Origin of the sequence: Pseudomonas sp. PvP100 (assembly GCF_017833055.1) — a bacterium.
In the GTDB taxonomy this organism is placed as follows: domain Bacteria; phylum Pseudomonadota; class Gammaproteobacteria; order Pseudomonadales; family Pseudomonadaceae; genus Aquipseudomonas; species Aquipseudomonas syringae.
Genome location: NZ_JAFIBO010000001.1, coordinates 5,767,503 through 5,781,486, shown reverse-complemented (window position 1 = coordinate 5,781,486; position 13,984 = coordinate 5,767,503). Strand labels below are relative to the sequence as shown.

General features: G+C 59.8%; 10 protein-coding genes. 8 read left to right on the top strand and 2 right to left on the bottom strand.

Features of this window, described 5'->3' with window-relative positions; genetic code table 11:
- Positions 1–220: 220 nt before the first annotated feature.
- The 8 genes from JOE39_RS25095 to JOE39_RS25060 all read left to right on the top strand — a co-directional run bounded on the left by JOE39_RS25095 (position 221) and on the right by JOE39_RS25060 (position 11,546).
- Positions 221–1,729, top strand: coding sequence for a sigma-54-dependent transcriptional regulator (locus tag JOE39_RS25095; RefSeq protein WP_004402903.1), 1,509 nt, complete (start codon positions 221–223; stop codon positions 1,727–1,729).
- A 170-nt stretch (positions 1,730–1,899) separates the two neighbouring features.
- The gene (locus JOE39_RS25090; protein WP_032658714.1) at positions 1,900–3,630 is read left to right on the top strand and encodes a PAS domain-containing sensor histidine kinase; all 1,731 of its coding nucleotides are present in this window, start codon (positions 1,900–1,902) and stop codon (positions 3,628–3,630) included.
- The gene (locus JOE39_RS25085) at positions 3,615–4,004 is read left to right on the top strand and encodes a response regulator (protein WP_003341793.1); all 390 of its coding nucleotides are present in this window, start codon (positions 3,615–3,617) and stop codon (positions 4,002–4,004) included. Before JOE39_RS25090 ends, JOE39_RS25085 begins: the two co-directional genes overlap by 16 nt.
- Positions 4,005–4,013: 9 nt before the next feature.
- A complete protein-coding gene (locus JOE39_RS25080) occupies positions 4,014–6,131 on the top strand; it encodes an EAL domain-containing protein (protein ID WP_032658717.1) in 2,118 nt (705 codons plus the stop codon).
- A 326-nt stretch (positions 6,132–6,457) separates the two neighbouring features.
- On the top strand, positions 6,458–6,841 hold the full coding sequence (gcvH, locus tag JOE39_RS25075) for a glycine cleavage system protein GcvH (protein WP_003316893.1): 384 nt from the start codon (positions 6,458–6,460) through the stop codon (positions 6,839–6,841).
- A 10-nt stretch (positions 6,842–6,851) separates the two neighbouring features.
- Entirely contained in the window at positions 6,852–9,716 is a 2,865-nt protein-coding gene (gene gcvP / locus JOE39_RS25070) for an aminomethyl-transferring glycine dehydrogenase (RefSeq protein ID WP_032658719.1), read from the top strand.
- A gap of 82 nt (positions 9,717–9,798) precedes the next feature.
- Positions 9,799–10,923: a glycine cleavage system aminomethyltransferase GcvT gene (gene gcvT, locus JOE39_RS25065; RefSeq protein WP_024662365.1), complete on the top strand. Its 1,125-nt coding sequence runs from the start codon at positions 9,799–9,801 to the stop codon at positions 10,921–10,923.
- A 410-nt stretch (positions 10,924–11,333) separates the two neighbouring features.
- On the top strand, positions 11,334–11,546 hold the full coding sequence (locus JOE39_RS25060; protein ID WP_003316897.1) for a cold-shock protein: 213 nt from the start codon (positions 11,334–11,336) through the stop codon (positions 11,544–11,546).
- 139 nt (positions 11,547–11,685) lie between these two features.
- Here JOE39_RS25060 and lptG read toward each other — a convergent pair whose 3' ends face one another.
- A complete protein-coding gene (gene lptG / locus JOE39_RS25055; protein WP_003316898.1) occupies positions 11,686–12,747 on the bottom strand; it encodes an LPS export ABC transporter permease LptG in 1,062 nt (353 codons plus the stop codon).
- Positions 12,734–13,861 (bottom strand): LPS export ABC transporter permease LptF, encoded by a 1,128-nt coding sequence (gene lptF / locus JOE39_RS25050; protein ID WP_210078153.1) that lies wholly within the window; start codon positions 13,859–13,861, stop codon positions 12,734–12,736. The genes lptG and lptF overlap by 14 nt, the downstream gene beginning before the upstream one ends.
- Positions 13,862–13,984 lie beyond the last annotated feature (123 nt).

Genomic DNA, 13,984 nt, shown 5'->3' with positions numbered 1-13,984 from the left:
GATCATCGTGCCCACGCGTGGGTATGCCGTTCTGGACGCTCTGCGTCCTCTCCTGAATGTGCGGGGCGTCGTGAATCCATGACGCGGAGCGTCACGAACGGCATTCCCACGCTGGAGCGTGAGGAACGATAGCCGTGCGCAAGAACACCAGCGGATTTCACCAAACCTGTCGCCACAAGGCATACTTGCCGCCTTCTCATTCGCGAACCGTCAACGCCTCATGCGCATCCATGTCAGCTTCATCGACCGCGTCGGTATCACCCAGGAAGTGCTGGCGATTCTGGGTGGACGCAATCTGAATCTGGATGCGGTGGAGATGGTGCCGCCCAACGTGTACATCGATGCGCCAACGCTCAGCCATCAGATGCTCGAAGAGCTCAAGGACGCGCTGTTTCGGGTCCGAGGCGTGGAAGCGATCACTGTGGTCGATATCCTTCCGGGGCAGCGTCGCCACCTGCAGCTGGACGCGTTGCTCGCCGCCATGACCGACCCGGTACTGGCACTCGACAGCGCTGGGCATGTGCTGCTGGCCAACCCGGCACTCATCGCGCTGATTGGCCGGGAGCCGGCGGGCGAGTCCATCGGTGAGCTGTTCAGCGACCCCAGCCTGCACGTCGCGTTGCTGGAAAACGGCTTTCGCCTGCCGCTGCGCGAGATCACCCTGAACGGTGAAGCGCTGCTGCTGGATGCCACGCCCATCACCGAAGCCGGCGCGCTGATTACCCTGTACCTGCCCAGCCGAATCGGCGAACGCCTGTCGGCATTGCACCATGATCACGCCGAAGGTTTCGACGCCCTGCTCGGCGAATCAGCCGCTATCCGCACCCTAAAGGCGCGAGCGCAACGGGTGGCGGCGCTGGACGCCCCACTGCTGATTCAGGGCGAGACCGGCACTGGCAAAGAGTTGGTCGCCCGGGCCTGTCATGCCAGCAGCGCTCGCCACGGCGAACCCTTCCTGGCTCTGAACTGCGCAGCGCTGCCGGAAAACCTCGCCGAAAGCGAACTGTTCGGCTATGCCCCGGGGGCCTTTACCGGAGCGCAACGCGGCGGCAAACCGGGGCTGATGGAACTGGCCAACCAGGGCAGCGTATTTCTCGATGAAATCGGCGAAATGTCACCCTATCTGCAGGCCAAACTGCTGCGTTTCCTAAACGATGGCAGCTTCCGGCGCGTCGGGGGCGATCGCGAAGTGCGGGTCAATGTGCGTATTCTCAGCGCCACCCACCGCGATCTGGAAAAAATGGTCAGCGAAGGCACCTTCCGTGAGGACCTGTTCTACCGCCTTAACGTCCTCAATCTGGAGGTTCCGCCGTTGCGCGAGCGCGGTCAGGACATTCTGTTGCTGGCCAGATACTTCATGGAGCAGGCCTGCGCACAGATTCAGCGCCCGGTTTGCAGGCTGGCACCCGGCACCTACCCTGCGCTGCTCGGCAACCGCTGGCCAGGCAATGTGCGGCAATTGCAAAACGTGATTTTTCGCGCGGCCGCCATCTGCGAACACACTCAAGTGGATATAGGTGACCTGGATATCGCCGGCACTGCCGTGGCTCGTCAGAACGACAGCTCGATAGACAGCCTCGAAAATGCCGTCGAAGCCTTTGAGCGGAATCTGCTGGAAAAGCTTTATGCGGACTACCCTTCCACTCGCCAACTGGCCAATCGCCTGCACACTTCGCACACCGCCATCGCTCATCGCCTTCGAAAATATGGAATTCCCGACAAGCGTTAGTCGCTTAATGTCGTGTCTCGAAAATATATTCCGAAAAGTTTCATTTAATAACTAATCTGCCGATAACGATCTGGTATCGTCCATAAACCTCTTATCATCCATTTGAATGGATGTCCGTAGTGTTATTACGGCCGTAATGGCAAAAAGGTCAGGTAGTACCGGGAAGTCATATGCCAACCTCGCCAGTGGACCGCCCGCTCGTCGACGCTCAGTCTCGCGCTGAAAAAATCGTCGAAACTCGCCGTCAGAAAATTCTTCTCAAGACCGGCGCACTGCAGGATGCAATTTTCAACAGCGCTTACTTCTCAAGCATCGCAACCGACGAACACGGCGTTATCCAGATATTCAATGTCGGCGCCGAACGTATGCTCGGTTATCACTCCGAGGACGTGGTCGACAAAATCACACCTGCGGACATCTCCGACCCCGCCGAGCTCATCATCCGCGCGGCAGCCCTCAGCCATGAACTCAACACGCCCATCACGCCGGGCTTCGAGGCGCTGGTGTTCAAGGCTTCGCGCGGCATTGAAGACATCTACGAACTGACCTACATCCGCAAGGATGGCAGCCGACTGTCGGCCATGGTCTCGGTCACGTCACTGCGCGACAGCGCCGAAACCATCATCGGTTATCTGCTGATCGGCACCGACAACACTGCACGCAAGCAGGAGGAAGAGGCTCAGGCCTTGCTCGATCAGCGCTTGCGGGACCAACAGTTCTATACCCGCTCGCTGATCGAGTCGAACATCGATGCGCTGATGATGACTGATCCGCAAGGCATCATTTCCGACGTCAACAAGCAGATGATGGCGCTGACCGGACGCACCCGCGACGAGTTGATCGGTGCGCCCTGCAAGAACTTCTTCACCGACCCGGCGAGCGCCGATGCCGCGATCAAGCGCGTGCTCAGCGAGCACAAGGTCAGTGATTACGAACTCACCGTGCGCGCCTATGACGGCACCGAAACCGTGGTGTCCTACAACGCTGCGACCTTTCATGACCGGGACCGCAAGCTCAAGGGTGTCTTCGCCGCAGCCCGCGACGTGACCGAGCGCAAGCGTTTCGAGCGGACGCTGGAAGAAAAGAATATCGAGCTGGAACACGCCAGCCACATGAAGTCCGAGTTTCTTGCCACCATGTCGCACGAGCTGCGCACGCCGCTCAACGCCGTGATCGGTTTCTCCGAGGCACTCAGGGACGGCATGGTCGGCGACATGACCGATGCCCAGCGACGCTATATCGGCGATATCTTCAACAGCGGCCAGCACCTGCTGTCGCTGATCAATGACATTCTTGACCTGTCCAAGGTCGAGGCCGGCATGATGACGCTGGAGCTCGAGTCGGTCGATCTGGACGAACTGCTGAGCAACAGCCTGCTGATCGTGCGCGAGCAAGCCGCCTTGCAACATATTCAGCTGAAGCTGGAAACAGAAGCCGACTTCGGTGTACTTGAGCTCGATCGGCGCAAGACCAAGCAGATCGTCTACAACCTGCTGGCCAACGCCGTGAAATTCAGCGAGCCCGGTGGCTGGGTGACGCTGGCGGTGCGTCTGGTACCGGCGTCCCAGGCAGGTCTTATCGACGGTGACTGGCCGACCTACGGGTTTGCGCTTCCATCCGGTGACTGTGAGCAGTTTCTGGAACTGAGTGTCAGCGATACCGGAATCGGCATCGCCCAGAGCGACATGAACAAGCTGTTCAAGGCGTTCAGCCAGATCGACAGTGGCCTGGCACGCAAATTCGAGGGCACCGGACTGGGTCTGGCGATGGTCAAGCAGCTTACCGAACTGCACGGCGGCTGCGTCGCAGTCGCCAGCGTGAAAGACCTCGGCGCACGCTTCGTGGTCTGGCTGCCCATCCGCTCACCTGAATCAGCGGAGGCACGATGGCCCAAATCCTGATCATTGAAGACAATGCGGCGAACATGCGTCTGGCAGAGCTGTTGCTGACCAGCGCCGGGCACGCTGTGCTGTCGGCCGTCGATGCCGAAAGCGGCCTGAAACTGGCTCGCGAGCGCCAGCCCGACCTGATCCTGATGGATATCCATCTGCCGGAAATGGACGGCCTGACCGCCACATCGCTGTTGAAGAAAGACGCCAGCACCGCTGCGATCCCGGTGATCGCACTGACCGCGATGGCCATGAAGGAAGACAAAGAGAAGATCCGCCTGGCGGGCTGCAACGCTTATGTCATCAAGCCGTTGCGCTACAAGGAGTTATACAGGGTCATCGACACACTGCTGGAAAAAAATCTGCCTCAACAGCCCATTACCTGAGCATTCGATATGACCCAGAGCGCCGCGACCATCCTGATTATCGATGACGATGTCCATGTCCGGGACCTGCTGGAGGTGCTCTTGCAGAACCAGGGTTATCGGACACTGACCGCGGAATCAGGCGAGCTGGCGCTGGCCATGATCAAACGACAGGCACCCGACCTTATCCTGCTGGACATCATGATGCCGGGCATGGACGGCTATGAGGTCGCCAGTCAGCTCAAGGCCGAAAAGAACACCGCCAATATACCGATCATCATGCTCTCGGCTCTCGACGACCAAAGCTCGCGTCTTTCAGGACTGGAAGCGGGTGCCGAGGAATACCTCAACAAGCCTGTGGACAGCGCCGAACTGTGGCTGCGCGTGCGTAATATGCTGCGCCTCAAGGCGTTCGGCGACTACCTGAAGAACCACAGCCTGATCCTCGAAGATCAATTGCAGCAGCGCACCATCGATCTCGAGCGTTTTCGCACGGTGATGGACGCTTCCGAAGACGCGATCTTCCTGATCAACCGCAATACCATGAGCCTCATCGAATTTAACCGCCGGGCCTGCCAGTTGCTGGGCTACACCGCCGAAGAGCTGTCACACAAGACGCCTGCCGAACTGGGCGAAACGTCCATGGAAAAGCTGGAGGTCGTGTACGACCGGATCATTGCCGGCAAAGGCCCCAGCGAGCCCTTGGAAACCCAGATTCGCGACAAGAGCGGCCGCGATGTCGAGGTGGAAATCCATCGTCAGGCTTACCGGACCGGCGAGGACTGGGTCATCGTCGGTATCGTGCGCGACATCACCCGGCGCAAGGAAAGCGACCAACGCCTGCTAACCATGGCCCACTACGACACGCTGACCGGCCTGCCCAATCGGGACCTGTTTTTTACCAGCCTGCAAATGGGCATGACCCAGGCGGCCATCAGTCGCTGGAAGCTGGCGGCATTGACGATCAATCTCGACGATTTCAAGAATATCAACGAAACCTGGGGGCATGTGCTGGGCGATGAGGTGCTGCTGGAAGTCAGCCGCCGACTGTCCAACTGCCTGAATGCCAGCGATACCCTTGGCCGCGTGGACGGCGATCAGTTCGCCATGATTCTGATGCTGCGTGACGGACAGGCGGGTACCCGGGAGACGCTAGAGCGTATCCGCAACGCATTGCGAGTGCCTTTCCACATAGAAGGCCAGAGCCTGGTCATGACCGCCAGCATCGGCATTGCCCTGTACCCGGAGGACGGCGAAGACTCGCGCGAACTGATCAGGCACGCCTACACCGCCATGAACAGCGCGCGAAAGATCGGGCCGGACAACTACCGGTTCTATACGCCACAGATGAACGCCGACGTTTCGGCCCGCCTGGACCTTGAGGCCGCGCTGCGCGAAGCGGTGAGCAACCAGGCCTTCGAAATCGTCTACCAACCCAAGCTGGACCTGAACAATGACCGCATATGCGGGCTTGAGGCGCTGTTGCGCTGGCCACGCCCTGGCCATCCAGGCATTTCGCCTGCGGTATTTGTCCCCGTACTGGAAAGCCTCGGCCTGATCGGTGAAGTCGGCAACTGGGTCGTCGACAGTGTCTGCGCGCAGATCGCGCGCTGGCAACGCTCCGGGCTGGGCTCGTTTCAGGTAGCGGTCAACGTTTCAGGGCAACAGATTTCCAACAGCAGCCTGGTCGCCGACATCCGCCAGGCACTCGAAAAACACAATGTTGCGCCGCACTGGCTTGAGGTCGAGCTGACAGAAAGTTCGTTGATGGAAAACACCGCGCACACCATCGCCACTCTCGGGGCGCTGCGGGCCAGTCGCGTGAGTATTTCCATCGACGATTTCGGCACCGGTTATTCAAGCCTGGCGTACCTGCGCCGCTTCCCTATCGACAAGCTTAAAATCGACATCGCATTTATTCGCGAAGTGACCAGCAACCCACAGGACGCGGCCATCGCCAGAGCCATCATCGAGCTGGCTCACAGCCTCGACCTGCTGGTGATCGCCGAGGGCGTGGAAACCCCGGAGCAACTGGCGTTCCTGCGCGAAAACCATTGCGATCAAATCCAGGGCTATCTGATCAGCAAGCCGCTGCCGCTTGACGAGCTCGAAACGTTTTTACGCTCACCGGCAAGCCGCGTCGGTTAACTGCCGACGCGCTACCGCTGTGTTTAGCGGTGATAGCCAGTGCTGGTCAGATGCAATCACTCCGACCTGAACGTAACGAAAACGCTCCACCGTAACGATTTCACTCCAAAACACCTCACTCCCTACGTATGAAGGCCTTGATCAGTCAGGTATTTTCGAATACCCGAAGACTGTAGCGATTTCGCTACAGCCAGAATCGACAGGCACATCTAGAAAACACACAACCCTTTGATTTAATTATAAAAATAAAACATGGCCGCTAAATTGCTACGTCATAACTCATATTGCTCGCGTGCTGCGCGAGCCCTGTTCTCCGAGGAGTTTGTATGAGCGATTTGCGATTCACCGTTGACCACGAATGGCTGCGTGCCGAAACCGACGGCAGCGTTACGGTCGGCATTACGCCCTACGCGCAGGAATCGCTGGGCGATGTGGTCTTCGTGCAGCTCCCGGAATTACAGGCCTACACTCAACACGCTGAAGTGTCGGTGGTGGAATCGGTGAAAGCTGCCAGCAGCATCAACATGCCGCTGGACGGTGAAGTCGTCGAGGTCAATTCCGCCCTCGACGCCACGCCCGAGCTGGTCAATGAAGATGCCCTCGGTGCGGGCTGGTTCTTTCGCTTCATTCCACAAGACGCCAACGCCATTCACGGCCTGCTGGATCAGGACGCCTACGACCGCCTGATCAAAGCCAACGCCGAAGCCTGAGGAGCACGCCATGACTGACCGTATTGAACTGACCACTGCCAACGAATTCATTGCCCGGCACATTGGCCCGCGTGCGGCCGACGAGCAGGCCATGCTGCAAACGCTGGGTTTCGATTCCATTGATGCGCTGAGCGAAAGTGTCATTCCGGAAAGCATCAAGGGCACCAGCGTTCTGAACCTGCCTGCCGGGCAGAGCGAAGCCGATGCGCTGGCGTCCATCAAGGCGATCGCCAGCAAGAACCAGTTGTTCAAGACCTACATCGGCCAGGGTTACTACAACACCCATACGCCAGCACCGATCCTGCGCAACCTGCTGGAAAACCCGGCCTGGTACACCGCTTACACACCCTATCAGCCAGAGATTTCCCAGGGCCGCCTGGAATCACTGCTCAATTTCCAGACACTGATCAGCGACCTCACCGGCCTGCCGATTGCCAACGCCTCTCTGCTCGACGAAGCCACCGCAGCCGCGGAGGCAATGACCTTTTGCAAACGCTTGAGCAAAAACAAGGCTAGCCAGCAGTTTTTCGCGTCCAGCCATTGCCACCCGCAGACCCTGGATGTGTTGCGTACTCGCGCCGAGCCTTTGGGCATCACCGTGGTCGTGGCCGATGAGCACGAGCTGGGCGATGTCAGCGATTACTTCGGCGCGCTGCTGCAATACCCGGCCAGCAATGGTGATGTGTTCGATTACCGCGAACTGGTCGAACGCTTCCACGCGGCCAACGCCCTGGTCGCCGTGGCTGCCGACCTGCTGGCCCTGACCCTGCTGACCCCGCCAGGCGAGTTCGGCGCTGACGTGGCAATCGGTAGCGCCCAGCGCTTCGGTGTGCCACTGGGCTTCGGTGGCCCGCATGCGGCCTACTTCTCGACCCGCGATGCGTTCAAGCGTGACATGCCGGGCCGTCTGGTCGGCGTGTCGGTGGACCGTCACGGCAAGCAGGCCCTGCGCCTGGCCATGCAGACCCGCGAACAGCATATTCGTCGCGAGAAGGCCACCAGCAACATCTGCACTGCACAGGTGCTGCTGGCCAACATCGCCAGCATGTACGCCGTCTACCATGGTCCGCGCGGCCTGACACAGATCGCCAATCGCGTTCACCAACTGACCGCGATTCTTGCCGAAGGTCTGAGCACGCTGGGCCTGAAGGCCGAGCAGGCATTTTTCTTCGACAGCCTGACCCTGCACACCGGCGGCAGAACCGCTGCACTGCATGCCGCCGCACGTGCCAGGCACATCAACCTGCGCGAAATCGATGACCAGCGTCTGGGTCTGTCCCTGGACGAGACCACCTCGCAGTCGGCAGTCGAAACCCTGTGGGCGATCTTCGCTGGCGAAGGCCAGAGCCTGCCGGACTTCGCCGCGCTGGCAGACAGCGTGCAGTCGCGCCTGCCGGCCGGGCTGCTGCGTCAGACGGCGATCCTCAGCCACCCGGTGTTCAACCGCTATCACTCGGAAACCGAACTGATGCGCTACCTGCGCAAGCTGGCCGACAAGGACCTGGCGCTGGATCGCACCATGATTCCGCTGGGCTCGTGCACCATGAAGCTCAACGCGGCCAGCGAAATGATCCCGGTGACCTGGGCCGAGTTCGGCAACCTGCACCCTTTTGCCCCGGCCGAGCAAAGCGCCGGTTATCAGCAACTGACCGATGAGCTGGAGGCCATGCTCTGTGCGGCCACCGGTTACGACGCGATCTCGCTGCAGCCGAACGCCGGCTCGCAGGGTGAATACGCCGGTCTGCTGGCTATCCGCGCCTATCACCAGAGCCGTGGCGACGAACATCGCGACATCTGCCTGATCCCTTCCTCGGCGCACGGCACCAACCCGGCGACCGCCAATATGGCCGGTATGCGCGTCGTGGTGACTGCCTGCGATGCACGCGGCAACGTCGACATCGAAGACCTGCGCGCCAAGGCCGTTCAGCATCGGGACCAGCTGGCGGCGATCATGATCACCTACCCGTCGACCCACGGCGTGTTCGAAGAAGGCATTCGCGAAATCTGCGGCATCGTTCATGACAACGGTGGCCAGGTCTACATCGATGGCGCAAACATGAACGCCATGGTTGGTCTTTGCGCACCGGGCAAGTTCGGCGGCGACGTGTCGCACCTCAACCTGCATAAGACATTCTGTATCCCCCATGGCGGTGGCGGCCCGGGCGTTGGCCCGATCGGCGTGAAATCCCATCTCGCCCCGTTCATGCCCGGCCATGCCCGCATGGAGCGCAAGGAAGGCGCAGTCTGCGCAGCACCGTTCGGCAGCGCCAGCATTCTGCCCATTACCTGGATGTACATCCGCATGATGGGCGGTGAGGGCCTCAAACGCGCTTCGCAACTGGCGATTCTCAACGCCAACTACATCTCGCGCCGTCTGGAGGAGCATTACCCGGTGCTCTACACCGGCAGCAACGGCCTGGTCGCCCACGAATGCATCCTCGACCTGCGCCCGATCAAGGACAGCAGCGGCATCAGCGTCGACGACGTGGCCAAGCGCCTGATCGACTTCGGCTTCCATGCCCCGACCATGTCGTTCCCAGTCGCCGGGACGCTGATGATCGAGCCGACCGAGAGTGAGTCCAGAGAAGAACTGGACCGCTTCTGCGATGCCATGATCAAGATCCGCGAGGAAATTCGCGCGGTTGAAAACGGCACCCTGGACAAGGATGACAACCCGCTGAAAAACGCGCCGCACACCGCTGCCGAAATCGTCGGCCAGTGGAGCCATCCTTACAGCCGCGAACAGGCGGTGTACCCGGTCGATTCGCTGATCGAGAACAAGTACTGGCCTCCGGTCGGTCGTGTCGACAACGTCTTCGGCGACCGCAATCTGGTCTGCGCCTGCCCGTCCATCGAGAACTATCAGGAAGCGTGACAGCCCCCGCCTGGCATTGCCTGATCGCGCTGCGCGCACAGGTAATGCCCATTGGCACGGCCCGCTCAACAAGGAATCGAACATGTCCACAGAATCACTGCTGACCACTCCCCTGCACGCCCTGCACCGCGAACTCGGCGCGAAGATGGTGCCCTTCGCCGGTTACGACATGCCTGTTCAATACCCGGCTGGCGTAATGAAAGAGCACCTGCACACCCGCGCTCAGGCCGGTCTGTTCGATGTTTCGCACATGGGCCAGATTCGCCTCACCGGTGCAGACGCCGCCAAGGCCCTGGAAGCCCTGGTGCCGGTGGACATCATTGACCTGCCGGTCGGGATGCAGCGTTACGCGATGTTCACCGATGAGAACGGCGGCATTCTCGATGACCTGATGGTTGCCAATCTCGGCAACGACCAGTTGATGCTGGTGGTCAACGCAGCCTGCAAGGATCAGGACCTGGCGCACTTGTGCAAGCACCTGGCCGGGCATTGCAAGATCGAACCGCTGTTTGAAGAACGCGCCCTGCTCGCGCTGCAAGGGCCGGCCGCTGTGACCGTGCTGGCACGCCTCGCCCCGGAAGTCGCCAAAATTACTTTCATGCAGTTCGCCAGCGTCACGCTGCTCGGCGTCAAATGCTACGTCAGTCGCTCGGGCTATACCGGCGAAGACGGCTATGAAATTTCAGTACCTGCCGAACAGGCTGAGGCCCTGGCGCGCCGCCTGCTGGAAGAGCCGGAAGTGGCCCCGATCGGCCTGGGCGCACGTGATTCGCTGCGACTGGAAGCCGGTCTGTGCCTGTACGGCCATGACATGGACACGCAGACCTCGCCGATCGAGGCCAGCCTGTTATGGGCCATTTCCAAAGTGCGTCGTGCCGACGGTGCGCGTGCAGGCGGCTTTCCTGGAGCCGAGCGAATCTTTGCCCAGCAACAGAACGGCGTTAGCAAGAAGCGAGTCGGCCTGCTCCCCCAAGAGCGCACGCCCGTGCGTGAAGGTACAGAGATCGTCGATGAACAAGACACTGTTATCGGTACGGTATGCAGCGGCGGTTTTGGCCCTTCGCTGGCTGGCCCGCTGGCCATGGGTTATCTGCCTAACGATTACACGGCGCTGAACACACCTGTGTGGGCGTTGGTGCGCGGCAAGAGAGTGCCCATGCTCGTCGCAAAAATGCCTTTCGTTGCGCAACGTTACTTCCGCGGTTAAATAGCGGCGTCAAAAAAACAGCAACACTTCGGTGTTGCTGTAGCACTGTTCCCCGCAGTGTTTCGTCAATGTTTCACCCGCATGAACAGCCTGTCATATATGCCAAAAATGCACCTATAAAGTGCAAAATGTTATGACAGACCGAACACCGTGCACGCTGCGCAAACACTGCGTTTATCAGGCCAAAGCCCCGGAAACAGGGTGCCAGGCAAGGGGGTTGTATTTGTAACGGGACTTGGCGTAGAGTTTCCGAACTGTGTTTGCATGGGTCGCTGAATCTGGACCTGGGCAGTAGCTCAAGGTTTGCTACAACCCGTTCTACGTTTCTTACTTCCTGCAACCAGCCCCAGTGCTCTTTCATGTGAAAGAGGCTGTAACCAATTCAAGTCAAGCGTCAAGGAAATAAGAAAATGGCTGAACGTCAGAGCGGTACCGTCAAGTGGTTCAACGACGAAAAAGGTTTTGGTTTTATCACTCCTGAGAGCGGGCCGGATCTGTTCGTACACTTCCGCGCCATTCAGGGTAACGGCTTCAAGAGCCTGAAAGAAGGTCAGAAAGTTACCTTCATTGCGGTGCAAGGCCAGAAAGGCATGCAGGCTGACGAAGTTCAAGCCGAAGGCTGATAACGACGCAACCACGCAAATACAAGAAAGCCTCTGGCAGCGATGCCAGGGGCTTTTTTGCATGCGGGATTTTCACGGCTGAGAAAGCGCCCATGAAAAAGCCGACCAGGGGGTCGGCTTTTTCAGTCCTGCCGGTGCATTACCCGGCACGGCGTAACAGAAGTATCCCGGCCAGCGCACAGGCTGCGGCAGGCAGCAGCACTGCCAGCAACGGCGGGAAGCCGAACAGCAGGCTCGATGGGCCGAGCAGGTCCTGAATGATGCGGAAAGTAAAGCCCACCACTACACCGGTGAACACGCGCTGCCCCAGCGTAACCGAGCGCAGCGGGCCGAAGATGAACGAGATTGCCATCAGCACCAACGCGACGGTCACCGCCGGTTGCAGGACCTTGGTCCAGAACGCCAGCCAGTAGCGGCCATTGCTCAAGCCCTGATCAGCCAGGTAATGCGCGTAGCTCCAGAGGCCGCTGATGGACAGCGACTCCGGCGGCATGATCACCGTGCTCAGCAGCTGCGGGCTCAATGCCACGTCCCAGCGCTCTACCGGCGTATTGACGACCTCGGTGCTGCCGTCATTGAAGTGCGTGGTGGCGACGTCCTTCAATTCCCAGTAATCGGTCTTGAAGTGGGCCTCTTTGGCAAAGCTGGACGTCAGCATGTGGCGCTGGTCGTCGAAACGATAACGCGTCACACCGAGCATCAGGCCATTGGGCTGTACCGTGTTGATGTGGATGAATTCATCGCCCTGGCGGTGCCATAGACCATGGCGGGCGCTCTGCGCATCACCTGAGCCCTGAGCCAGCGATCGCGCAGCCTGAGCCTGGTTCTCGGCATAGGGAGCAACGTACTCGCCGACCAGCACGCCTGCGATCATCAGCACCAGCATGGGCTTCATGACCGCCCAGACGATGCGCCCGATGGACACGCCCGCCGCTCGCATGATGGTCAGCTCGCTGCTGCTGGCCAGCGTGCCCAGACCGATCAGGCAACCGATCAGGGCGGCCATCGGCAAAGTGTCGTAGACGCGACGTGGCGCCGTCAGCATGACGTAGCTGAGGGCATCCGCCAGCGTGTAGGTGTCGCTGATATCGCCCATCTCGTCGATGAATGCGAACAGCGAGACCAGCCCCAGAATGATGCCCAGAACGGCGAGAATCGCCAGCAGGACGCTTTTGCCAATGTATCGATCAAGCTTGACCACGAGTCACCTCCGTGACGCTGCGACGACTCACCATCTTCAGACGCAGAGGCTCCCAATAGAACAACAGCAGGCCGATGGACAGGTAGATGGCATGCACCCACCACATCCCCAGGCTGAGTGGCAACTTGCCTTTCTCCAGCGAACTGCGCACCGAAATCAGAATGGCCAGGTACGACATATACAGCAGGATCGCCGGCAGCAGTTTCAAGTAACGGCCCTGACGCGGATTGACCCGTGACAGCGGAATGGCCATCAAGGTCACGATGAACACCGACAGCGGCAGCGAAATACGCCACTGCAACTCGGCCACTGAACGCGCGGCCGGGTTGCCGATCAGTTCGCTGGTCGGAATGGCTTCACGGTCGGTGATTTCCTCACTGATTTCCGGCTTGGGCAGCATCGCCCCATAGGTGTCGTACTTGATCACGCGATAATCGGCCGCCCCCGGATTGCCGTCATAGCGATAGCCGTTCTCGAGGATCAGGAAGCGACTGCCATTGGGGCGGACCTCCTGGTGGCCCTTCTCCGCGACCAGCACGGTGATGCCGTTGTCCTTGCTCTTGTCACTGGACATGCGCTTTTCCGAGATGAACACACCGGCCAGTTGCGAGCGGTCTTCCGACAGCTCCTTGGTATAGGTGATACGCGTACCGTCACGCAGCGCCTGAAAACGGCCCGGCACCAGCGTGTCGAACTCGGTCATGGCGTCCTGCTGATTGATCAACAGCGAAAACTGCGTAGCGCCCTGCGGAGCCAGGCTGAAGCTCAACCAGGCAACCAGCAGCCCGACCAGCGTGGCCGGCCCCATGGTGATGGCCAGCAGACGCTGCTGACTCATGCCGGTTGCGGCCAGCACGGTCATCTCGCTTTCCAGGTACAGGCGCCCGTACGCCATGAGGATGCCGAGGAACAGGCCCAGCGGCAGAATCACCTGCAGAAAGCCTGGCAGACGGAAGCCCATGATCAGAAACAGCACGCCAGGATCGAGCGCACCGGACGCAGCCTGCGCCAGGTACTTGATAAAGCGCCCGCTCATGATGAAGACCAGCAGTACGGCGCTGACCGCACTCAAGGTAAGCAGCACTTCTCGGGACAGATAACGGAAGACAATCAAACCAGACACTCCAGAGTTGTCAGGCTCAGGCAGCCAAACAGGGAAAATTTGTGAGCCACGGCAACCAGAGCTTCACGCCGAAAAAAGGCGTGGGCCTCAAAAAATATGCGGCATTATCCTGTG